At 69.7% G+C, this 22,435-nt stretch carries 19 protein-coding genes; 14 read left to right on the forward strand and 5 right to left on the reverse strand.

The genetic code is table 11. From position 1 onward, the window contains the following. A partial coding sequence (locus Adu01nite_RS42405) for a putative bifunctional diguanylate cyclase/phosphodiesterase (RefSeq protein ID WP_239133139.1) occupies positions 1–2,242 on the reverse strand: 2,242 nt, incomplete at its 3' end. A gap of 255 nt (positions 2,243–2,497) precedes the next feature. On the opposite strand from Adu01nite_RS42405, the gene Adu01nite_RS42410 reads away from it, so the two are divergent. From Adu01nite_RS42410 to Adu01nite_RS42445, 8 genes are all read left to right on the forward strand, one after another. Then, positions 2,498–3,259 (forward strand): DeoR/GlpR family DNA-binding transcription regulator, encoded by a 762-nt coding sequence (locus Adu01nite_RS42410; RefSeq protein WP_203735040.1) that lies wholly within the window; start codon positions 2,498–2,500, stop codon positions 3,257–3,259. A 48-nt stretch (positions 3,260–3,307) separates the two neighbouring features. Further along, the gene (locus Adu01nite_RS42415; RefSeq protein ID WP_203735041.1) at positions 3,308–4,660 is read left to right on the forward strand and encodes an ABC transporter substrate-binding protein; all 1,353 of its coding nucleotides are present in this window, start codon (positions 3,308–3,310) and stop codon (positions 4,658–4,660) included. Next, the gene (locus Adu01nite_RS42420) at positions 4,660–5,589 is read left to right on the forward strand and encodes a carbohydrate ABC transporter permease (protein WP_203735042.1); all 930 of its coding nucleotides are present in this window, start codon (positions 4,660–4,662) and stop codon (positions 5,587–5,589) included. Before Adu01nite_RS42415 ends, Adu01nite_RS42420 begins: the two co-directional genes overlap by 1 nt. After that, a complete protein-coding gene (locus tag Adu01nite_RS42425; protein WP_203735043.1) occupies positions 5,586–6,401 on the forward strand; it encodes a carbohydrate ABC transporter permease in 816 nt (271 codons plus the stop codon). Before Adu01nite_RS42420 ends, Adu01nite_RS42425 begins: the two co-directional genes overlap by 4 nt. After that, positions 6,398–7,387 (forward strand): zinc-dependent alcohol dehydrogenase family protein, encoded by a 990-nt coding sequence (locus tag Adu01nite_RS42430; RefSeq protein WP_203735044.1) that lies wholly within the window; start codon positions 6,398–6,400, stop codon positions 7,385–7,387. The genes Adu01nite_RS42425 and Adu01nite_RS42430 overlap by 4 nt, the downstream gene beginning before the upstream one ends. 93 nt (positions 7,388–7,480) lie before the next feature. Next, entirely contained in the window at positions 7,481–9,016 is a 1,536-nt protein-coding gene (locus tag Adu01nite_RS42435; protein ID WP_239133140.1) for an APC family permease, read from the forward strand. A gap of 19 nt (positions 9,017–9,035) precedes the next feature. After that, positions 9,036–9,464: a hypothetical protein gene (locus Adu01nite_RS42440; protein ID WP_203735045.1), complete on the forward strand. Its 429-nt coding sequence runs from the start codon at positions 9,036–9,038 to the stop codon at positions 9,462–9,464. Next, positions 9,464–9,754 carry a hypothetical protein gene (locus Adu01nite_RS42445; protein ID WP_203735046.1) on the forward strand — a complete coding sequence of 97 codons (291 nt, stop codon included), beginning with the start codon at positions 9,464–9,466 and terminating at the stop codon, positions 9,752–9,754. The genes Adu01nite_RS42440 and Adu01nite_RS42445 overlap by 1 nt, the downstream gene beginning before the upstream one ends. Positions 9,755–9,783: 29 nt before the next feature. Here the strand turns inward: Adu01nite_RS42445 and Adu01nite_RS42450 are convergent, their stop codons facing one another. Next, positions 9,784–11,988, reverse strand: coding sequence for an EAL domain-containing protein (locus Adu01nite_RS42450; protein WP_203735047.1), 2,205 nt, complete (start codon positions 11,986–11,988; stop codon positions 9,784–9,786). A 194-nt stretch (positions 11,989–12,182) separates the two neighbouring features. Between Adu01nite_RS42450 and Adu01nite_RS42455 the strand changes: the two genes are divergently transcribed. After that, the gene (locus Adu01nite_RS42455; RefSeq protein WP_203735048.1) at positions 12,183–13,136 is read left to right on the forward strand and encodes an NAD(P)-dependent alcohol dehydrogenase; all 954 of its coding nucleotides are present in this window, start codon (positions 12,183–12,185) and stop codon (positions 13,134–13,136) included. Here Adu01nite_RS42455 and Adu01nite_RS42460 read toward each other — a convergent pair. Next, positions 13,133–14,656: a glycosyltransferase family 39 protein gene (locus tag Adu01nite_RS42460; protein WP_203735049.1), complete on the reverse strand. Its 1,524-nt coding sequence runs from the start codon at positions 14,654–14,656 to the stop codon at positions 13,133–13,135. The two genes, Adu01nite_RS42455 and Adu01nite_RS42460, sit on opposite strands and share 4 nt — an antisense overlap. A gap of 57 nt (positions 14,657–14,713) precedes the next feature. Further along, positions 14,714–15,604 carry a DUF4240 domain-containing protein gene (locus tag Adu01nite_RS42465; RefSeq protein ID WP_203735050.1) on the reverse strand — a complete coding sequence of 297 codons (891 nt, stop codon included), beginning with the start codon at positions 15,602–15,604 and terminating at the stop codon, positions 14,714–14,716. A 132-nt stretch (positions 15,605–15,736) separates the two neighbouring features. Between Adu01nite_RS42465 and Adu01nite_RS42470 the strand changes: the two genes are divergently transcribed. Then, positions 15,737–16,189, forward strand: a complete 453-nt coding sequence (locus Adu01nite_RS42470) for a MarR family winged helix-turn-helix transcriptional regulator (protein WP_203735051.1) — start codon at positions 15,737–15,739, stop codon at positions 16,187–16,189. 37 nt (positions 16,190–16,226) lie between these two features. Continuing rightward, positions 16,227–18,008 (forward strand): MFS transporter, encoded by a 1,782-nt coding sequence (locus tag Adu01nite_RS42475; protein WP_203735052.1) that lies wholly within the window; start codon positions 16,227–16,229, stop codon positions 18,006–18,008. Here Adu01nite_RS42475 and Adu01nite_RS42480 read toward each other — a convergent pair. Then, positions 17,998–18,588, reverse strand: a complete 591-nt coding sequence (locus tag Adu01nite_RS42480; protein WP_203735053.1) for a TetR/AcrR family transcriptional regulator — start codon at positions 18,586–18,588, stop codon at positions 17,998–18,000. The two genes, Adu01nite_RS42475 and Adu01nite_RS42480, sit on opposite strands and share 11 nt — an antisense overlap. A gap of 80 nt (positions 18,589–18,668) precedes the next feature. Here Adu01nite_RS42480 and Adu01nite_RS42485 point away from each other — a divergent pair, with 80 nt between their 5' ends. From Adu01nite_RS42485 to Adu01nite_RS42495, 3 genes are all read left to right on the forward strand, one after another. Continuing rightward, the gene (locus tag Adu01nite_RS42485) at positions 18,669–19,886 is read left to right on the forward strand and encodes an MFS transporter (protein ID WP_203735054.1); all 1,218 of its coding nucleotides are present in this window, start codon (positions 18,669–18,671) and stop codon (positions 19,884–19,886) included. Between the two features lie 97 nt (positions 19,887–19,983). Next, entirely contained in the window at positions 19,984–21,585 is a 1,602-nt protein-coding gene (locus Adu01nite_RS42490; protein ID WP_203735055.1) for an alpha/beta fold hydrolase, read from the forward strand. A 261-nt stretch (positions 21,586–21,846) separates the two neighbouring features. Continuing rightward, positions 21,847–22,434 (forward strand): TMEM165/GDT1 family protein, encoded by a 588-nt coding sequence (locus tag Adu01nite_RS42495; RefSeq protein WP_203735056.1) that lies wholly within the window; start codon positions 21,847–21,849, stop codon positions 22,432–22,434. The last annotated feature ends 1 nt before the right edge of the window (position 22,435 follow it).

Raw genomic sequence — 22,435 nt, forward strand, 5'->3', positions numbered from 1 at the left:
CTCGCTCCGGTGGGAACAGGAGTTCGTCCAGGCCGGACTGGGTCAAGGGCTCGGCGAAGTAGTAGCCCTGGCCGAGCTCGCAGTTGCCGCCGGCCAAGGAGTCGAGCTGGCCTACGTGTTCGATGCCCTCGGCGATCGTGGACAGCTGCAGGGCGCGGCCCAGCTGGATGATGCCGTGGGTCAGGGCGGCCGCGGTCGGCTCGTCGACGACGTCGTCCACGAAGGACTTGTCGATTTTGATGATGTCGACCGGGAACTGGCGTAGGTAGGCGAGCGACGAATAGCCCGTACCGAAATCGTCGATGGCCAGGCGTACGCCCAAAGCCTTGATCGCCTCCAGGCGGTGGAGCGTCGCCGGGCGGTGGTCGACCAGAAGGCTCTCGGTCAGCTCCAGGGTGAGGCGTTCGGCCGGCAGGCCGGACGCGTCGAGCGCCGATTGCACCACGTCCGGCAGGACGCTGTGCTCGAGCTGCACCGCGGAGATGTTCACGCTGACCGTGAGCGGGCGGTCGGGACGGCGGCTGTTCCACTCCGCGACCCGTTTGGTGGCCTCGCGCAGCACCCATTCGCCGATCGGCACGATCATGCCGGTTTCCTCGGCGAGCGGGATGAAGTCGACCGGCGGGACGACCCCGCGGGTGGGGTGCTGCCAGCGGATCAGCGCCTCGACGCCGGTGATCTCGCTGGTGTCGAGGCGGACGATCGGCTGGTAGCGCAGCTCGAACTCGTGCCGGACCACCGCGCGGCGCAGGTCGGCCTCGAGGTCGATGGTGGCCTGGAAGATCTCCCGCATGACCGGCTCGAACATCTCGTACTTGTCCTTGCCGTGCTTCTTCGCCTGGTACATGGCGAGGTCGGCGTCGACCATCAGCTCCTGGGCGCCGTGCGTCCCGGCCTCGCTGAACGCGATGCCGATGCTGGCGGTGACGTACGCGGGGGTGCCGTTCAGGTCGAACGGCTTGCGCATCATCTCGAGCAAACGGTTCGCGACCGGCTGGGCGTCGGTGGCGCAGTTCAGGCCGGGCAGCAGGACGGCGAACTCGTCGCCGCCGAGCCGGGACGCGATGTCGACCTCGCGCAGGCAGGCGCGGATGCGTTCGGCCACCCCGGCGAGCAACTGGTCGCCGGCGGCGTGCCCGAGCGAGTCGTTGACCATCTTGAAGCGGTCGAGGTCGATGAAGAGCACGGCGAGCCCGCCGGAGTCGGCCGCGAGGACCTCTTCCATCCGGGTCTGGAACAGCGCGCGGCTGGGCAGGCCGGTCAGCGAGTCCAGGAACGCCTGGTTCATCGCCTCCAGGGTGCGCGCGTCGGTGATGGCGAGGCTGACGTGCTCGGCGAACGCCCGCAGCATCTCCTGGGCGGGCTTGTCCCATTCCCGGGTGGTGCTGTACATGCCCACGGTGAGGCTGCCGACGGCGCGCCCGTTCTCGTGCACCGGGGTGGCCATCACCGAGCTCAGCCGGGCCTTGGTCATCGCGGGCATGGCGATCGGCGACGCCGCGTAGTTCTCGACCATGACCAGCTCGTCGCCGAGGACGGCCAGGCCGGAGACGCCGCCGGCGGCGAGCGGCAGGCGGGTGGCGGCGAGGACGATCTCTTCGGGTACGCCGCTGGCCGCGGCCAGGTTGCCGACGCCGGGGTTTTCCCGGTCGACCAGGTTGAGGCAGGCCATCTCGACGTTGAGCAACTCGCGGGCGGAGTTGGTGACGGTCTGCAGGATCTTGTCGAGCGGGGACCGGCGGGCGATCGCCCGCTGCACCTCGGTCAGCTTCTCGAAGAGCAGCTGCCGCTGCTGCAGCGAGTCGTGCAGGCGGTCGTTCTCCTCGGCGTAGCGGCGCTCGCTCTCCAGCATCTGCAGCGAGCTGAGGCTCAGCTGGAAGACCCGGGCCATGTTGCGCAGCAGGGTGACCTCCTGGCTGCTGAACGCCTGGTCGCCGCGGCGGCCCACCACGAGCAGGCCGGGGACGTCGCCGCCGATGTCGGCGAAGGTCACGGCGTAGCGGTGGCCGGCCAGGTCGAGGACGGTGCGGTGACCGGCGGCGATCTCGCCGAGGGCATAGACCGGCGCGTCGCCGGCGTCCAGCCCGAAGGCCGCGGCGACGCCGTCGTCGATCAGCAGCACGGCCACGTCGGCCTGGAGGGCGCGGGCGGCACAGATGACGGCGGCGTGTTGCACGGCCGGGCTGTCGGGCCGGTCGGCGACGACGGACAGGAACTCCGTCAGTTGCTGGGTCGCTTGCACGGCCCCATAGTCGGCCGCCCTGTGCGCCACCTGAGCGAAAGCCCGGTCGCACACCTCGGGCACAGATCGGTCAGACTTCTGCGCCAAACGGGCAGACGATTTGCGGCTCTTGCCCGCCTTTGGGGTGGAAAGCTCTGCGGACTGATGATGGCCAAGCGGGCAAGTAAACAACTAACTTGCCTGGATGGTGATGCGGACCACACGTTTCTTCGGTGTTACAAATAGTCCACGGTTGATCGGCGTTGGGGGTGCGGTTTGAATGGGGACGAGCGACAGCATCAGATCGTCGCGCTGGCTCGCCGGCACGGTGAGGTCAATGTCGCCAAACTGGCCGCCGAATTAAACGTCTCCGCCGAAACGATCCGCCGTGATCTGCGGCTGTTGGAAAAGAACGGCCTGCTCCGGCGTACGCATGGCGGTGCGTACCCGGTGGAGACCGCGAAATTCGAGACCGACCTGGCGATCCGCACCACGCGCGGGGTGCCGGAGAAACGCCGGATCGCGGCCGCGGCGGCCGGCCTCCTCGGTGACGCGGAGACGATCTTCATCGACGAGGGCTTCACGCCGCAGCTGATTGCCGAGGCGCTACCGACCGACCGGCCGCTCACCGTGGTCACCGCCTCACTGAACACCGCGGCGTGGCTGGCAGCGAACTCACCGGCCACGGTTCTCCTGCTCGGGGGCAGGGTGCGCGGCCGGACGCTGGCCACCGTCGACCACTGGGCGGCCGGCATGCTCGCCGGCTTCGTGATCGACCTGGCCTTCATCGGCGCCAACGGGATCTCCCGGGAGGCGGGGCTCACCACCCCGGACCCGGCCGTCGCCGACATCAAGTCGCACGCGGTGCGCGCTGCCCGTCGTCGCGTATTTCTCGGCATCCACACCAAATTCGGCGTCCGCACATTCTGTCGGTTCGCCGAGATCTCCGATTTCGAATCACTGGTCACGGACACCGGCCTGCCGGTTTCCGAGGCGCATCGCTATTCCCGGCTCGGCCCGCAAGTAATTCGGGTCTGACGCACTCCCCCTCTGATAAGCCGTTTTCGAATAAACGGAGGTTCCACCATGCCCAAAAAACTCGCGATAGCGGCGGCCGGCCTGTTGCTGCTGACCGCCGGATGTTCCGGCGCCGGCTCGACCGGCGGCAGCAGCGGCGACTCCGGTGACAACACCATCACCGCCCTGATGGTCGGCAACCCGCAGATGGAAGACATCCAGAAGCTGACCGCCGAGAACTTCACCAAGCAGACCGGGATCACCGTGAAGTTCACGATCCTCCCGGAGAACGAACTTCGCGACAAAGTCACCCAGGACGTCGCCAACCAGGGCGGACAGTACGACGTGGCAACCGTCGGCGCGTACGAGGTGCCGATCTGGGCCAAGAACAACTGGCTGCACGAGCTCTCCACCCAGGCCTCGGCCGACTCCGCCTACGACTCGGCCGACCTGCTCAAGCCGATGGTCGACTCGCTGACCGGCGAGGACGGCAAGATGTACGCCGCTCCGTTCTACGGCGAGTCCTCGTTCCTCATGTACAACAAGGAAATGTTCGCGGCCAAGGGCCTGACGATGCCGGAGCACCCGACCTGGGCGCAGGTGGCCGACTTCGCCGCGAAGCTCAACGACAAGCCGGCCGGCGTGGCCGGGATCTGCCTCCGCGGCCTGCCCGGCTGGGGTGAGCTGTTCGCCCCGCTGACGACCGTGGTCAACACGTACGGCGGCACCTGGTTCGAGAAGGACTGGACCCCGAAGGTCAACTCGCCGGAGTTCACCGCGGCCACCCAGTTCTACGTCGACCTGGTCAAGAAGTACGGCGAGGCGGGCGCACCGCAGGCCGGCTTCACCGAGTGCCTGAACACGTTCGGCCAGGGCAAGGCCGCGATGTGGTACGACGCCACCTCGGCCGCCGGCACCCTCGAGGACAAGAACGCCAGCAAGGTGGCCGGCAAGGTCGGCTACGCGTACGCCCCGGTGAACAAGACCGAGTACTCGGGCTGGCTGTGGACCTGGGCGTGGGCGATGCCGAAGACCACCAAGAAGGCCGACGCCGCCTGGAAGTTCATCTCCTGGGCGACCAGCAAGGACTACGAGAAGCTGGTCGGCGAGAAGCTCGGCTGGTCCCGGGTGCCGTCCGGCAAGCGCACCTCGACCTACTCGATCCCGCAGTACAAGGAGTCGGCGGCCGCGTTCGCGGACGTCACGCTCGGCTCGATCGAGCACGCCAACCCGCAGAACCCGGGCGTGCAGCCCCGGCCCGCGCTGGGCGTGCAGTTCGTCGGCATCCCCGAGTTCGCCGACCTCGGCACCAAGGTGTCGCAGGAGGTGAGCGCCTCGATAGCCGGCAGCAACACGGTCGACAAGGCCCTCGCCGACGGTCAGAAGCTGGCCGAAGACGTGGCCGCGAAACAGAAGAAGTAGTGACGACCCTGGCAGCCCGGCGGGACGAGCGCACCCAGGCGCCCGTCCCGCCCGCCAAGGGCGGAGCCAAGGACCGCTGGGTGCGCCGGGCACCGCTGCTGCCCGCGCTGATCTTCGCGCTGGTCGTCACGCAGGTGCCGTTCCTCTACACGCTCTACCTGTCCACGCTGAGCTGGAACGCGCTGCGCCCGGGCGACAAGCCGTTCGTCGGGCTCGACAACTACATCACCGTCTTCAAGGACTCCCGGCTGCAGTCGGCGCTGCTCAACACGGTGCTGCTCACGGCGGGTGCGGTGCTCTTCTCGATCATCCTCGGGCTGGCCCTGGCCATGCTGTTGGACCGGAAGTTCATCGGCCGGTCGATCGTGCGGACGATGCTGATCACGCCGTTCCTGATCATGCCGGTCGCGGCCGCGCTGCTCTGGAAGCACGCCATCTTCAACCCGGCGTACGGCCTGATCAACGGCATCTTCGGCGGGTCCAGCGACTGGATCTCGTCATACCCGAAGGCGGCGGTGATCGCCACGCTGGTGTGGCAGTGGACGCCGTTCATGATGCTGATCCTGCTGGCCGGCTTGCAGTCGCAGTCGACCGAGGTGCTCGAGGCGGCCCGGGTGGACGGCGCGAACGCCTGGCAGATCTTCCGCCGGATGACCCTCCCGCACCTGCGGCAATATCTCGAACTCGGGGCGCTGCTCGGCTCGATCTACCTGGTCAACACGTTCGACGCGATCTTCACGATCACCCAGGGCGGTCCGGGACAGGCAACCACCAATCTGCCGTACGAGATCTACCTGACCACGTTCCGCAAGTTCGAGTACGGCGAGGCCTCCGCGGCCGGTGTCGTCGTGGTGATCCTGACGATCATCGTGGCGACGTTCGCCCTGCGGGTCATCTCGAGCCTCTTCAAGATGGAGGACAGTCGATGAGGGCTCGCCTGCACGACACGGTGTGGGGCGTGGTGGCCTGGATCGCCGGGATCGTCTTCGTCTTCCCGGTGATCTGGATGGTGCTGACCAGCTTCAAGCAGGAGCAGGCGGCCGCCAGCAACCCGCCGAGCTGGACCTTCACCCCGACCCTCGACCAGTACGCGCAGATCTTCGACCGCAACATCACGCCGTTCCTGCTGAACTCGCTGATGGCCAGCGTCTTCTCGACGCTGCTCGTGATCCTGCTGGCGACGCCGGCCGCGTACGCCCTCTCGCTGCGCCCGGTGGCGAAGTGGACGGACACCCTGTTCTTCTTCATCAGCACCAAGATGATGCCGGCGGTGGCCGCGCTGCTGCCGGTCTATCTGCTGGCCAAGCACCTGGGCATGCTCGACAACGTGTGGACGATGGTCATCCTCTACACCTCGATGAACCTGCCGCTCGCGGTCTGGATGATGCGGTCCTTCCTGCTGGAGGTGCCGCGCGAGGTGCTGGAGGCCGGTGAGGTGGACGGCGCCGGGCTGCTCACCTCGATCCGGAAGATCATCATGCCGATCGTCTCGCCCGGGCTCGCGGCGACCGCGCTGATCTGCTTCATCTTCGCCTGGAACGAGTTCTTCCTGGCGGTCAACCTGACCGCCACCAACGCCGGCACCGCGCCGATCTTCCTGGTCGGGTTCATCTCCTCGGAGGGGCTCTTCCTGGCGCGGCTGTGCGCGGCGGCGACGCTGGTGTCGCTGCCGGTGCTCATCGCCGGCTGGGTGGCCCAGAACAAGCTGGTCCGCGGCCTGTCGATGGGAGCCGTCAAGTGAAGGCTGCGGTCGTGGTCACGCCGGGGACGATCGCCATCGAGGAGGTCCCGGACCCGGCTCCGGGGCCGACCGAGGTCGTGGTCAGACCGGCCGCGGTCGGCATCTGCGGCACCGATCTGCACATCATGGACGGTGAGTTCGCGCCCGCGTACCCGATCGTGCCCGGTCATGAGATGGCCGGCGAGATCGTCGCGGTGGGTTCGCAGGTGACCGGGTACGCGGTCGGCGACCGGGTGGCGATCGACCCGTCGCTCTACTGCGGGTACTGCTACTACTGCAAGCGGGCCCGCGGCAACCAGTGCGAGAACTGGGCGGCGATCGGGGTGACGGTGGCCGGCGGCGCGGCCGAGTTCGTGGTCGCGCCGATGGCCAACCTGTTCGCGCTGCCGGCTCATCTGCCGGCCAGGGATGCGGCGCTCATCGAGCCGCTGTCCTGCGCGTTGCGCGGCTTCGACGTGCTGCCCCGGACCATGGCGTCGTCGTACCTGATCTACGGCTCCGGGACGATGGGGCTGATGATGCTCGAACTCGCGAAACGGGCGGGTGCCGAGTCGGTCTCCGTGGTGGACCTCAACCCGGAGCGGCTGGCCACGGCGTCCCGGCTCGGCTGCTCCGCAGCCGTCGCGAATGCCGACGAATTGGTCGCGCCACGGGGATTCGACGTGGTCATCGACTGTACGGGGGTGGAAGCGGCGATCCGGGACGGGCTGTCCCGGGTCGGCCGCGGCGGGACGTTTCTCCAGTTCGGAGTGGCGAGCTACGACGCCCGGGTGGCGATCGAACCGTACGAGATCTATCGCCGGGAGATCACCATCACCGGGTCGATGGCGGTGCTGCACAGCTTCGACCGGGCCGGCCAGATGCTCGCCGCGGGCGTCCTCGACCCATCGATCTTCGTCTCTCACCGATTCCCGCTGACCTCGTACTCTGCGGCTCTGGAGCAGTTCCGCGCGGGCGTCGGTCGGAAAATTCTCATAGAGCCCTGAGGTCAGCGGCCATATGTGCCAAATGCTTGACCGAAAGTGAGTGAAACAACACGGGCGGTTGTCAGTTCGTACCGCATCAGGCTCAATGGATCTGTGGGTACGCCCGAGCACTCGCCGCACACCCTCGCCCCAGGCCGCATCGGCGCGGCCGCCGTCACGTTCTTCGCGCTGGCCGCGACCGCGCCGATCGTTGTGCTGACCAGCGTGGTGCCCGCCGCCTACGCACGTGGCGGCGGGCCACTGGTCCCGCTGACCTTCGCCGCGATCGCGGTCGTGCTGCTGCTCTTCGCGGCGACCTACGCGGCCATGGTCCACCGGGCGCCCTACGCCGGCGCGATGTTCACCTACGTCTCCCGCGGCCTCGGCCGCCCGGCCGGTCTCGCCGCCGCCTGGCTCGCGCTCGCCTCCTATCAGGCCGTTCAGCTCGGGCTCTACGGCATCGTCGGGGTCGCCACCGCGCCGTTGCTGCACAGCTGGTTCCGCATCGAGGCGGCCTGGTGGATGGTGGCCGGGGCCTGCTGGCTGCTGGTCACCCTGCTCAGCCTGATCCGGGTGGAGATCGCCAGCGGGCTGCTCGCCCTGCTCACCCTGGCCGAGATCGCGGTCGTGGTCGGGTTCGGCACCGCCAACGTCCTCGACCCGGCCGGTGGTCACCTCAGCGCCGACGCGATCCTGCCGTCCGCCGCCGTCGACCGGCCCGCCCTCGGCCTGCTGCTCGCCATCGGGGTGCTCGCGTTCGTCGGCTTCGAGACCACCGGGACGTATGCCGAGGAGGCCATGCGCCCGCGGCGGGAACCGGGCTATGCCACGTACGCAGCAGTAATTGTTCTGGCTCTGCTTCTGGCCTTTGTCTCCTGGTCGTTGGGCGCCGGCGCCGGTCCCGGCGAGATCACCGCGCTGGCCCGTGCCCGCGGTTCGGAGCTGGTGTTCGACCTCGCCGCCGCCCGGCTCGCGCCGTGGGCCGTGACCGCCGGCCGGATCGCGTTGCTCGCCGGGCTGCTCGCGGCGATGCTGGCGCTGCACAACGCGATGTCAAGATATCTCTACGCGATGGGTCGCGAGAAGGTGCTGCCCGCGGCGTATGCCCGCACCGCACCTCGCACCCACGCACCGCGCACCGCGTCGCTCACCATCTCGGCGGTGGCCGCCGTCGCGCTGGTCGCGGCCTATCTGGCCGGCGTGCGCACGCCGTCGATCCTGGCCCAGCGGCTCACCGTGGTCGGCGGCCTCGGCATCCTCGTCGTCCTGCTGGCCACCGCGCTCGCCGCGCTGCTGCACCTCAACCGGGTGCCCAACGGCGAAGGCACGTGGGGCCGGTTCATCGCGCCGATCCTGTCCACGGTGGCCCTCGGCACCCTGGGTTATCTGGCCTTCTGGAACATTCCGTCGCTGCTCGGGGTGCCGCCCGAGTCGGCGCTGGTGTGGTCGGTGCCGGTCGGGCTGGTCGCGGTCGCCGCGATCGGGCTCCTGCACGGCGTCGCGCTGCGCGGCCGCAAGCCGGTCCTCTACGCGGGTGTCGGCCAAGGCCCTTCGCCGGTGGTGATCACCCCCAAGTCTCCTCAGATAAAGGCCCGGGTGCCGCAACAGCGGGAGCCCGGGCGGCATCGGCCCGAGCGAATAGATCGCTGAACCGGCGGAGGTGGGCGAAATGACTGTCGCGACCCTGGCTGCTCCTCCCACCTTCCGCCTGCGCCGATTTCCCCCACCTCTGGTGGACGCCGTCCGCGTCCGTGCCCTGGGGATGGACACGGCGACCGGCCGCTATCGGCACAACGAAGCGGAAACAGCGGTACGGATCGAAGCGGCGCTCGGGGTGCGACTGACCCGGGCGCCGCGGTGGTCCCGGGCCGATTGGTTCGATCAGTTCGGCATCTCGTACGACGCGGTCGGCCCGTTCTCGGCCGGCCGTTTCGACCAGCAATGGCGGCGCTTCTCCCAGCAGATCCTGTTACATCTGAACAAGGCACAATTCGTGCCGGTGGACGTCACGCTGTTCACCCCCACCCAGATCGAGAGGATCGAACTGTTCATCGCCGTCCGCCGCTTGGCCCCGCGCGTCTTCACCCTGGGGCACTGATGGCCGCCCTGATCATGGTCCGTCCCGGTCGCGACTGGCAGTCCTCCGGCGGCCTCTTCGACTGGACCCTGGAATACCTCATCCCGCGGCTGTCCGACGAGAAGACCGCCGAGTCGCTACGGACGGTCGTCGAGGAGAACCTGGGCAGCCTGTGGATCCCGGATCTGCCGTCCGAGGCCCAGATCGAGATATTTCAGCTGATCCGGGCCGAGTTGCTGCCCGCGGCCGAGGCGGAACTGCCCCCGGCCGCGGTCGCCGAGCTACGCGAGTTGATCGCGCTTACCTACTGAGGGTTATCGAGCCACTGCTGGCCGGCGGGTCAGGCGCTGCGGCGCAGTGACGTCTCGCCGGGGTCTCGGTCCTGCCGGGTCAGGGCGGTGGGGCGGTCCTCGCCGTCGCCGCGGACCCGGGCCGCGATGTCCTTGCGGACCGCGGGGGCCAGGTGGTGCAGGTCGGGGGTGCCGCGCTCGCCGGTGATGTAGCCCTGGACGTGCCGGATGCCGCTGCGGTAGATCTGCCGGAGGCTCACCGGGGACTTGTCGTCGACGCCCTCGACCACCACCGCGCGGGGCGTGTGCGTCTCGCCCCGATCGACCGCGTCGCGGGCGAACGCCACCACGAGTTCGAGCTCCTGGATCGCCAGCTGGTGGTGCAGGATCGTGCGGTCGACCTTGATGTGGGTCAGCGGCAGCTCGGCGATCCGGGACAGCGACGCGTGCGCCACCCCGAAGTCGTCGAGGGCGAAGGCGACCCCGACGTCCCGCGCGATCTTGGCGAGGCGCTTGTTGAAATACGTATGCGGAGCCTCGCCCCACTGCTCGCCGGCCCACGGCTCGATCGCGTCCTGCTCGGAGATCTCCAGGGTGACGGCGTGCGGGTGCAGATCGAGCTCGGTGACCAGGTCACGGAGGTTCTCGACGTACGAGTCGTCGAGCAGCGAGCGGACCGACACGTTCACCGAGACCGGCTTCGGGACGTCCGTACTCCAGGGGCTGTCGGCGTGCGCCAGCTTGTAGCTCATCAGCGCCTTGCTCAGGATGCTCCGGTCGCGTTCGACCACGAAGTGGTCGCCCCACGTGTGCGCGAGCTGCAGCATCGCGTACGGCGCGCTCTGGTCGGTCAGTGAGCGCCGGGCGAGTGCCTCGTAGCTGTGCACGCCGACCTGGGGCCAGGCCTCGCCGATCGTGACCACCGGCTGGAAGACCATCCGGAACGAGTCCAGCACCTCGCGGTAGAGGTGCAGGGCCCGCTCGAAGAGCTCGTCCGGGAGCCGGCCGAACGCCGTGCGCAGGGCGGACAGCACCCGAACCTCGGACTCGGCCGGCGAGGCGGCGAAGTCGGCGTCCCAGATGGTCTCCAGCACCTTCGCGCCGGCCTGGCCGAGCTCCACCAGCCACTCGGGCGGATCGACGACGGCCAGCCACCCGCCGCTGGCGGCTTGCCCGAGCGGCGCGCACCACAGCCGCCGCAGGCCGTCGCTCGCCACATAGCCGAACCCGCGGCGGCCCAGCGGCGCGCGCAGATCACCGTCGGCGGCGCGCAGCAGATTGCGGAGCGTCGGGTCGTGGTCGAAACCGGTGGTGGCGTCGATCGCGACGTATCCGTCGGTGCCGCGACCGAGGTAGGCGACCGCCGCGGCACCGAGCGCCGCCTTCACGTACTCGACCCGCTCGGCGTGGCCGGCCGCGGACCGGGCCAGCCGGCTGACCAGCCGGGTCAGGTCGGGCAGGTGCCGGTCGAGCGGGTTGGCCAGCAGGTCGACCGTGACCTGGGCGGGCGGCGACTCCGGTCGGTCGGCCTGCGCGGAACTGGCGTTCGGCCGGGTCAGCTCGATCGTCTCGCGGGCTCGCAGCAGGACGCTCTGGCGCCGGTCGAGGCCCTGGTCGTAGACGTAGGCGCTCAGCGAGTCGAAGGTCACCGCGCCGCGGGCGTCGGCGGCCGCGCCGCGCAGGCCCTCGAGAACGTGGTGGGTGAAGACACCGTGCTGCAGCTCCGGGTCCTCGCGGGCGTAGCCGCGGGCCGCGCAGGCGGCCAGCATCGCGTGCCGGTGGTCGTCGCGGCCGCCGATGCGGATCAGGTCAGCGCCCTGGAAGGTCGCGCTGCTGCCGGACCAGGAGCAGTCCAGCATCACCACCGACATCCCCCGGAAGTGGTGCAGAACGTCCTGGGTCAGGAACGACATCCGCAGGCCCTCGTCCGGGCGACGGGACAGGATGGACTCGTCGAAGTCCGGCGTCACCAGGTAGAGATCCGTGCCATAACTCCAGGACGGCTCCAGAGTGTGACCGGCGAAATACACCACGAGTACGTCGGACTCGTCGGACGCCAGCGCGATGTCCCGGAGTCGCTCCTTGATCCGGTCGGCGCGTGCCTCCGGGCCGACGAAGATCGTGATGTCGCTCGGGCTGAAGTTGCCGCTGCGTGAATCGCACAGAACGTCGGCGAGCGCGAGCGCGTCCTGCTGAGCGTACTGAATCGGTTGCAGAGCGGAGTCGACACCCGCGCCATTCACTCCGATGATCACGGCGCGGTGTCGGTTAGCCACCAGAGCCCCCGGAGTTAAGCGCTGTGTAGTCGAGCGCTGGCGAAGCCTGCGCCCAGTGATACTAGGCCCTTACCCGGCCCGATCAAGTCGATCTATTTTGGACCATGCCGTCTTGCGGCTTCTGTCCACAAAAACCGCCCGGGCGGGTGGCTCGGGGATGCTACATAAGGCTGATGCGAGCGGTCGTGTACGACAGGTATGGACCACCCTCGGTGCTCCGCATCGCCGACCTGCCCACCCCGACCCCCGTGGCCGGGCAGGTGCTCGTCCGGGTCGCCGCCACCTCGATCAACCTGAGCGACTGGGAGACCCTGGTCGGCACCCCGCTGTATTCGCGGATCGGCGGCCTGCGCCGGCCGGCCCGCCGCACACTCGGCTCGGACATCGCCGGCCACGTCGAAGCGGTCGGGCCGGCCGTCACCCGGTTTCGGCCCGGCGACCAGGTCTACGGCGACAACCTGCAGTTCAAGGGCGGCTTCGCGGAGTACGCGATCGCGCCGGAAACGGTGCTGGCGGTCAAGCCGGCCGCGCTCACCTTCACCCAGGCGTCGACGATCCCGCAAGCCGGCGCGATCGCCCGGCAGGGCATCGCCGGGATCGAGGCCGGGCAGCGGCTCCTGATCAACGGAGCGGGCGGTGGTTCCGGCGCGTTCGCGATCCAGCTGGCCAAGCGGGCCGGCGCGCACGTGACCGGCGTCGACAACGCCGGCAAGCTCGACTTCATGCGCGCGCTCGGCGCCGACCAGGTGATCGACTACCGCCGGGCCGACTTCACCCGCCAAGGCCCGTACGACCTGGTCCTCGACCTGGTCGCGCACCGGTCGGTGTTCGCCTACCGCCGCGCGCTGGCGCCGGGCGGCCGCTACCGCTGCGTCGGCGGCTCGGTGTCGACGCTGCTCCGGGTGCTGACCGTCGGTGCCCTGGCCGGCCTCGTCACCGGCCGCCGCCTGGGCGTGCTGGCGGTGCGTGAGGGCCCGGCCCACTTCGAGCCGATCGCCGCCCTCTGCGCCTCCGGCGACCTCGACATCCACATCGACCGCACGTTCACCCTCGATGAGGTCCCGGCGGCCCTGACCCACGTCGGCGAGGGCCGCGCGCTGGGCAAGGTCGTCGTCGAAGTGCCTTAGCGGGTGGTCCTCGGCTCGGGCCTGCGCTCCAGCAGGGTGATCGTGAGCAGCGTGTACTGCCAGCGACGGACCTGCTTGTAGTGGTCGGTCAGAAGCTTGCGTTTCGCCGGGGCCATGTCGGCGAACGGGTCGGTGGTGTAGTCGACCCGGATCACCCAGATCCGCGCGGGAGTGCCCAGGCAGGCCGCGGCCGGGCACTCGGTGGCCAGGAAGTGGCCGTCGGTGCGCTGGGGCTCGGTGCGCAGCACGTCCGGCGGGCGCGGTGACGGCAGGTAGCGCTCGTAGATGTCGCGGGCCGCCCACGGGATGCTCGGGTGGGTGTCGGCGAAGATCGCGACGTCGCCGGGGCGGTAGAGCGGCGTGATCACCGCGGCGATCATCTTCGAGTCCTCGGAGTGGCCGGCCGGACCGCGGGCGCTCAGTTGGTAGGGCCAGCCGACCAGGGCGAGCAGCAGCACGACCACGGTGGTGGAGCGGGGGCCGAAGCGCATCGCGGCCGCGGCGGCCAGGGCGGCCAGGGCGGGCAGGGCGATCAGGACGTAGCGGGCGTTCCAGATCGGCTCGACCAGGCCGGCCGCGAACAGCAGGAGGATCGGGGCGAAACCGGCGGCGGCCAGGCTGGCGGCGTCGGTCGAGGCGCGTACGCCGAGGACGGCCAGGCCGAGCACGATGCCGGCGACCGCACCGGACATGAAGATCCGCTCGGGGATCAGCTGCGCCAGGTCGACGGTGAGGACCTTGATCCAGGAGAGCTGGCCGCGCTGCCGGGTGCCGAGCGCGGTGAGCACCAGCGCCGGCAGGCCGCCGAGCACGGCCGCCGGGACCCAGTAGGCCACCGCCCGCCAGGAGCGGCGGCACGCCACCGCGATGAGGTGGGCGACCAGCATCAGCATGGTGCTCAGCGGATGGCTGAGGCCGGCCAGCACCAGGGCACCGGCGTAGGCGGCGGCGCGCAGCACCGTCGGCCGTTCCAGCAGCCGGATCAGCAGCAGCACGGCGAGGGCGGCCGCGAACATGGCGAACGAGTAGGAGCGGGCCTCCTGGCCGTAGCGGGAGGTCACCGGCAGCAGCGCGAAGATCAGGCCGGCGAACAGGCCGGCGAACGGCCCGCCCAGGCGGCGGCCCAGGGCCGTGGTGAGCACGGTGGTGCCGATCATCGCGAGCACGGCGGGGAGGCGCAGGGCCACCGTCGAGGTGCCGGCGATCGAGGCGTACGCCTTCATGGCCGCGTAATACGGTGCCAGCACGATGTCGACGTTGCCGGTCAGCTCGCGCAGCTGTCCCCAGCTGAGCCGGACGGCACCCCAGGTGGCCAGCTCGTCGGCCCAGAGGGCGGGGACGGTCAGCCGCCACGCGCCGAGCGCCGCGGCGACCACGGCGGGCAGCGCCCAGAAGAGCCAGGCAAGGCGGCCGGACGGGGTTTCCCGGGTCGTGGCCGGTGCCTCGGGCTCCCGGGTGACGATCGCAGTCGGAGCTTCCGACCAGGCGATCATGCTGGTCTCCCGAGGCCGAGTATCCATGGCGGTCAGATAGTAGTCCGTCGTTGGGACCAGCGACGAATCAACTCGACAGGCCGGTCAGCCGAAGAACTCCTGGATCTGGGTGAGTGTCAGGTAGCCCTGCGGTTCGAGCTCGGCCGGGAGCGCGGGCAGCGGCTTGGTGGTGACCGAGACCTCGGGCGGATCGGCCGGCAGGTTCGGCACGTGCGGGGTCGGTGGCAGCCCGGGCAGCGCCATGGCCTGCCGGATCACCTCGAACATCGAGCGCACCTCGGTGGCCGCCCGGGCCGGCAGGTCGGCGTCGGTCGAGGGCAGGGCGCAGGTGAAGTTGGCCCGCAACCGGTCGTTGCACTTGCGGATGTCGGCGCTCGGGCGCAGGTGGTCGAGCTTTCCCTCGGCGACTATGCCCAACTCGCACGCGGCCAGGCCGGACTGCCGCCACCAGGACCGCCAGGACGGGTCGGCGTCCAGGGTGAGCGCCACGTGCCGCAACGCGATCATGTAGTCCTGCGGCGCGTGCGCCTCGCCGGTGGTGGTGCCCATGTGCGGGTGCAGCCAGGAGGTGTCCCAGGCGGCGGCGTTGGCGCCGGTGCGGGTGCTGACCTCGGTCCGGTGCTCCCAGTCGGAGCGGGTGGCGGTGCGGTAGGCGCGCTCGGCGACCGGGAGGAGTTGGTCGCCGGGGGCGGCGGCGTAGGAGGCGAGCTCGGCGGGCACGGTCAGCACCTTCCGGTACGCGCGGTTTCCGGCGGCGACGGCCGCGCAGCGTACGCCCAGGAACGACGTGCCGGAGGTGGCCACCGCGCGATAGTGCGCAGGGGTGTCCAGCGCGTGCAGCGCGCGGGCCAGATGGTCGGCGAAGTCCCGGATGTCCGCGGCGCCGTGGTCGGAGAGCTCGTCGGCCAGGCGGTCGAAGTTGGCCGGGTCGGGGCCGATCCGGTCGACCAGTTCCCAGAAGGTCTGCTCGTCCATGACGGCATGCTGTCATCACGGGCACACCGGGATGGGTAGGACATACCGGCTCGTCCGGGCGATTACCCATGGGTAATGAGCCCTACGTCACCCCGGCGCGGGACTTCCATAAGTTGGTGATATAAAAATTGAGTGCGGCATACAGATAATCTCTCAGCCCAGGACGTGGCCATCGCCGGCGGCTTCGAGCGCTTCTACGAGGTGCTTCGCCGGCTCACCCCGCGTTCCGAGCTGAGCCTGACCGCCGCCTCGACCCTGCGCCGCCTCGAGCGCTCGGGCCCGCACCGGCTCTGTGAGCTGCACGCGCCCGAAGGGGTGAGCCAGCCCGCGATGACGCAGCTGATCACCCGGCTCGAGAAGGAGGGCCTGGCCGCCCGCGGCAGCGACCCGGACGACGGGCGGGCCGTGGTCGTCACCATCACCGACGCCGGCCGGGACGCCGTGGCCCGCCGGCGCGAGGGCCGCACCCGGGCGCTGTCCGCGCTGCTGGAGCAGCTGCCCGCCGAGGATCACGCCGCCATCGTGGCGGCGCTGCCCGCCCTGGAGCGGCTCGGCGACCTGATGGTCGAGCAGCCACCAGCCTGATCCTGCCCACACAAAAGAAGAGCTAGGGGGTATTAGCGTGATCACAGTCGATCACCCTCGGTACAAGTGGGTCGCGCTGTCGAACACCACGCTCGGCAACCTGCTCGCCACGATCAACTCGTCGATCGTGCTGATCTCGCTCCCGGCGATCTTCAAGGGCATCCACGTCAACCCGCTCGACGCCGGCAACGTCAGCTACCTGCTCTGGATGCTGATGGGCTACATGCTGGTCACCGCGGTGCTGGTGGTGACGCTGGGCCGGCTCGGCGACATGTACGGCCGGGTCAAGATCTACAACGCCGGCTTCGCCATCTTCACGATCACCAGCATCATCCTGTCGCTCGACCCGTTCGACGGGGGTGGCGGCGCGCTCTGGCTGATCGGCTGGCGGGTGCTGCAGGCGGTCGGTGGCGCGATGCTGATGGCCAACTCGGCCGCGATCATCACCGACGCCTTCTCCGCCGAGCAGCGCGGCATGGCGCTCGGCGTGAACATCGTCTCGGCGCTGGCCGGCTCGTTCATCGGCCTGGTGCTCGGCGGGGTGCTCGCCGAGTGGGACTGGCGCTCGATCTTCTGGGTCAACATCCCGCTCGGCATCCTCGGCACCGTGTGGGCATACCGCTCGCTGCACGACACCGGCGTCCGCCGGCCCGCGAAGATCGACTGGTGGGGCAACGCGACCTTCGCGATCGGCCTCACGGCCGTGCTTGCCGCCATTACGTACGGGATCCAGCCGTACGGTGGCCACACGATGGGCTGGACCAACCCGTGGGTGCTGTTCGGCCTGATCGGCGGCGCGGCGGTGCTTGTCGCGTTCGGCGTGATCGAGACCCGGGTGGCCGAGCCGATGTTCCCGCTCGGGCTGTTCAAGAACATCGGCTTCACCAGCGGCAACGCGGCGAACCTGCTGGCCAGCGTGGCTCGTGGTGGGCTGCAGTTCATGCTGATCATCTGGCTGCAGGGCATCTGGCTGCCGCTTCATGGGTACGACTACGAGCAGACCCCGCTGTGGGCCGGCATCTACCTCGTCCCGATGACGATCGGCTTCCTGGCGGCCGGACCGCTCGCCGGTTACCTCTCCGACAAGTTCGGTCCGCGGTTGTTCGCGTCCGGCGGCCTGCTGGTGATGGCGGTGTCCTTCGTCGGCCTGCTGCTGTTGCCGGGCGACTTCAACTACGCCGTCTTCGCCACCCTGATCTTCATCAACGGCCTGGGCGGCGGCCTGTTCGCGGCGCCGAACACGTCGCTGATCATGTCGAGCGTCCCGGCCAACATGCGCGGCGCCGCCTCCGGCATGCGGGCCACCTTCCAGAACGCCGGTCAGGTGCTCTCCATCGGCGTCTTCTTCTCGCTGATGGTGGCCGGCCTGGCCGACTCGCTGCCGGGCACGCTCAGCTCCGGCCTGATCGGGCAGGGCGTCCCGGCCGGCACCGCCGACACCATCGCCCAGCTGCCGCCGGTGGGCACCCTGTTCGCGGCGTTCCTCGGCTTCAACCCGATCGGTGAGCTGCTCGGCCCGGCGGTGCTCGGCGCGCTGCCGGCCGCGAACGCGGCCAACCTGACCGGCCTGCAGTTCTTCCCGCGGCTGATCGCCGAGCCGTTCCACGATGGCCTGGTGATCGTCTTCTGGATGGCCATCGCGATGGCCGTGGTCGGCTCGCTGTTGTCACTGCTGCGCAGCAGGAAGGTGCCGGCGGCGGCCACCGAGAAGGTCGACTTCGTGGCGCACGAGGCCGAGATCAAGTCCGAACTGTCCGACGCCCAGGCGCTGGCCCCGGCGACCGCCGTCGCCGAACCGTTGGACGGCGCTAAGCAGTAACCGAGGCGTCGAGGAGGCGCTCGGCGATCGAGCGGGCCAGCGCGGCCGCGCCGGCCTGCCGGTCCATCCGGGCGCCGACCGAGGCACCGTCGTAGAGGACCACCAGCTGGGCCGCGAGGGCGGCCGGGTCGGCCACCCCGGCATCGCGGGCCAGCTCGGTGAACAGACCCCTGGTCCAGGCCCGGTTGGCGGTGGAGACCTGCTCGACGGCGCCGCCCTCGTCCACCGACTCGGCGCTGGCGTTGTAGAAGGCGCACCCGCGGAACCCGGGCATGGCGGTCACCTCGGCAAGCACGTCGAAGACGCCGAGGATCCGGTCGCGCGGGTTGTCGAAGCGCTCGAGCCCGGCCAGCAGCCGGTTGCGGCGCAGCTCGTGCCGGTGCTCCAGATAGGCCCGGACCAGCTCCTCCTTGCTGCCGAAGGAGGTGTAGAGCGACGCCTTGGCGACCCCGGCGCGCTCGATGATGCGGTCGATGCCGACGGTGTGCACACCTTCGGCGTAGAAGAGCTCGTCCGCGGCGGCCAGCAGGCGGTCGCGTGCCGACGGTTTGCGCGTCGCGGAGGGTGATGCAGGGGACATGCGGTTGACGATACCAGACAGGTCTGTCTAGTCTCGGTCGAGCAGACAGACCTGTCTGTTCAGAAACCTCAGGGGGAATCATGACCACCGTCGCCGAAGCGCCTCCGGTCGTTCGCAGCCGTCGGTTGTCCCGCCCGCTCGCCTTCGCGGCCATCGCCGCCGTCTTCGTGACGTTCTCCGCCGCGTCCGCCGCACCGTCCCCGCTCTACGTCGTCTACCAGCATCTGTGGGGCTTCTCGGCGACCACGCTGACGGTGATCTTCGCGGTCTACGTGCTCGGGCTGATCGGGTCGCTGCTGATGCTCGGCGCCCTCTCCGACCACATCGGCCGCCGGCCGGTGCTGGCCGCCGCGATCGCCCTCGAGGCCGCCTCGCTCGCCCTCTTCCTGACCGCCGGCGACGTGACCGTGCTGCTCGTGGCCCGGCTGCTGCAGGGCATCGCGACCGGCGCCGCACTCACCACGCTCGGCGCGGCCCTGGTCGACCTCAACCCGCCGCACGCCCCCGGCCGGGCCGGGCTGATCAACGGCATCGCCCCGACCGCCGGGCTGGCCGTCGGCGCGCTCGGCTGCGGCGCGCTGGTCCAGTTCGCCCCCGAGCCCACCCACCTGGTCTGGGCCCTGCTGCTCGCGGCCATGGTCCTGGCGGCCGTGGTGGTGGCCCGGCTGCCGGAGACCTCGGTCCGGCGGCCCGGTGCGGTCGCCTCGCTCTCGCCCCGGCTCGGAGTGCCGGCCCGGCTCCGCGCCGACGTGCTCGCCCTGGTGCCGATCATCGTGGCCAGCTGGGCGATCGGTGGCCTCTACCTGTCGCTCGGCCCGTCGGTCGCGGCCGCCGAGCTCGGGCTCACCAACCACCTGATCGGCGGGCTGGTGGTGACGTTGCTCTGCGGCACCGGCGCGATCACCTCGTACGCGATGCGCACCCTGCCCACCCCGCGCGTGCTCACCCTGGCCGCCGCCCTGCTCACCGTCGGTTCGGTGATCAGCGTGGCCGGCGTCGAGTGGTCGAGCATCGTGGTCGCCGCGATCGGCACGGTCATCTCCGGCGTCGGCTTCGGCGCCTCGGCGCTGGCCTCGTTCGGCACGCTCGCCGTCCTGGCCGCGCCGCACGAGCGCGGCGAGCTGTTCGCGGTCGCGCTGACCATCGCGTACACCGCGTTCAGCGTGCCCGCGGTGATCGCCGGTTTCGCCGCCACGTCGGTCGGCCTGCACCGCACCACGCTGATCTACGGCCTGGTGGTGGCGGTGCTCGCGGCGACGGCGCTGACCGCCCAACGGCTGAGGTCACGAATCGTCTGAACAGCCCATCTTTCGTGATGTCCCGGCGTGGATGGTCCCATTTGGGGCGGTCCACGCCGCAGCATATGGGGCGAAACGGACTTAGGGAGCTGGGTTAATGCGAAGAAGACTTCTGGCGGCGGCCGTGACGATCGCCGTGGCGGCGACCGGTGCCGTGGCGACGGGGGCCCGCGCGGACGCCCGGCTCAAGCCCGGCTACCCCAAGCTGACCTGGGGGACGTGCACCGAGCAGTCGCTGGTGAGCCGCAAGGCCGAGTGCGGCACCGTGACCGTGCCGATGGACTACAAGGACCCGGACGGCGCGACGGTCGAGCTGGCCGTCTCCCGGATCAAGCACACCGTCCCGGAGGCGCAGTACCAGGGCATCATGCTGATCAACCCGGGTGGGCCCGGCGCCAAGGGGCAGGGCCTGGCGGTTCTCGGCGGGCTGGTGCCGAAGAAGGCCGGCGCCGCCTACGACTGGATCGGCTTCGACCCGCGCGGGGTCGGCGCCAGCAAGCCGTCGCTGAGCTGCGACAGCACCTACGCCGGCTACAACCGGCCGGAGTACGTGCCGACCACGACGGCGATCGAGACGACGTGGCTCAAGCGGGCCGAGAAGTACGCGAAGGACTGCGCCGAGGCCGGCGGTGACCTGCTCAACCACCTCAAGACCCAGGACACCGTGCGGGACATGGAGAGCATCCGCCTCGTCCTCGGCGCCAACCAGATCAACTTCTACGGCTTCTCGTACGGGACGTATCTGGGCCAGGTCTACGCCACGATGTTCCCGTCCCGGGTGCGGCGGATGGTCCTCGACGGCAACGTCGACCCGGGCCGCGTCTGGTACGACTCGAACCTCGACCAGGACATCGCGTTCGACAAGAACATGAAGATCTACTTCGGCTGGCTGGCCGAGTACGACTCGGTCTACCACCTGGGCCGCAACGCCAAGGCGATCGAGCGCCTCTACTACAGCGAGCGGACCCGGCTGGCCACCAAGCCGGCCGCCGGGGTGATCGGCCCGTCCGAGTTCACCGACATCTTCCTGCAGGCCGGCTACTACATCTTCGGCTGGGAGGAGATCGCCCAGGCGTTCTCGGCCTGGGTCAAGAAGCGTGACCCGCAGCCGCTGAAGAAGCTCTACGACAAGAACAACCCCCAGGAAAAGGGCGCCGACAACGGGTACGCCGTTTACCTGGCCGTGCAGTGCACCGACGTGCAGTGGCCGATCAGCTGGACCAAGTGGACCGCCGACAACTGGGAGGTGCACCGCAAGGCGCCGTTCGAGACCTGGGCCAACGCCTGGTACAACGTGCCCTGCCGCACCTGGGGAGGTAGGGCCGGCATCCCGACCACCGTCTCCGGCGAGACCGCGCCGCCGATCCTGCTGATCAGCGAGACGCTGGACGCGGCCACCCCGTTCAACGGCAGCCTCGAGGTGCGCAAGCGGTTCCCGCGCTCGGCCCTGATCGAGGGCGTCGGCGGCACCACGCACGCCGGGTCGCTCTTCGGTGACGAGTGCATCGACAACACGATCGCCGATTACCTCGCCACCGGTGTACTCCCCAAGCGGAAGCCCGGTGAGCGCTCGGACAAGCGCTGCCCGCCGATCGCCCGGCCGAACCCGGTCGCCGACGGGGGCGACAAGAAGCCGGCCAAGCGGTCCGCGGTCGACCCGGCCCGGCTCGAGCTGCAGCGGGCGCTCGTCCAGCGGTAGATCCCACGGCAGTGGATCGCAGACCGGCCGGGTGAGCCGCAACACTCCCCGGCCGGTCGGCAACCGTCGGCGGCTAAGCTCGAAATCGCGAAGGGGAGTAGCTCCCAATGTCGCGGTCGACATGCTGACACCCTCGGGTGTCCGGCCGCGCGGCCTCATCACGAGGCGAGCGAGACCTTCGACTTGGCTGTTTGACAACGGCCGGGTCGAGGTCGCCCTGGGCAAACTTCCTCCCGGTCCTGACGTACCGGGAGTTTTTTCGTGGATGGGTTCCTCGCCGCGCTGGCGATCAGCTTCGCGGTCATCTTCGTTGCCGAGCTCGGGGACAAATCCCAGCTCATGGCGCTGACCTTCGCCACCCGCTTCAAGACGTGGCCGGTTCTCATCGGCATCACCGTGGCCACCGCCGTGGTGCACCTCGTGTCGGTCGGCATCGGCTACGGCCTCGGCGCGACCCTGCCGACCGGCTGGATCTCGCTGGTCGCCGGCGTCGCCTTCCTCGCCTTCGGCGCCTGGACGCTGCGAGGTGACAAACTTACCGACGACGAGAAGTCGAAGGCCGAGCGCAGCACCGGTTCGGCGATCTGGGCCGTCGGTGGCGCGTTCTTCCTGGCCGAGCTGGGCGACAAGACGATGCTGGCGACGATCACGCTCGCCACCCAGCACGGCTGGTTCGGCACCTGGGTCGGCTCGACCGTCGGCATGGTCGCCGCCGACGCGCTGGCCATCCTGGTGGGGCGGATGCTCGGCCGGCACCTGCCGGAGAAGGCCATCAAGTACGGTGCCGCCGTGCTCTTCGCTATCTTCGGCATCTGGTTGATCGTGGAAGCGATCATCGAACTGCGATAAC

The sequence above is a fragment of the Paractinoplanes durhamensis genome, from assembly GCF_016862175.1.
In the GTDB taxonomy this organism is placed as follows: Bacteria; Actinomycetota; Actinomycetes; order Mycobacteriales; family Micromonosporaceae; genus Actinoplanes; species Actinoplanes durhamensis.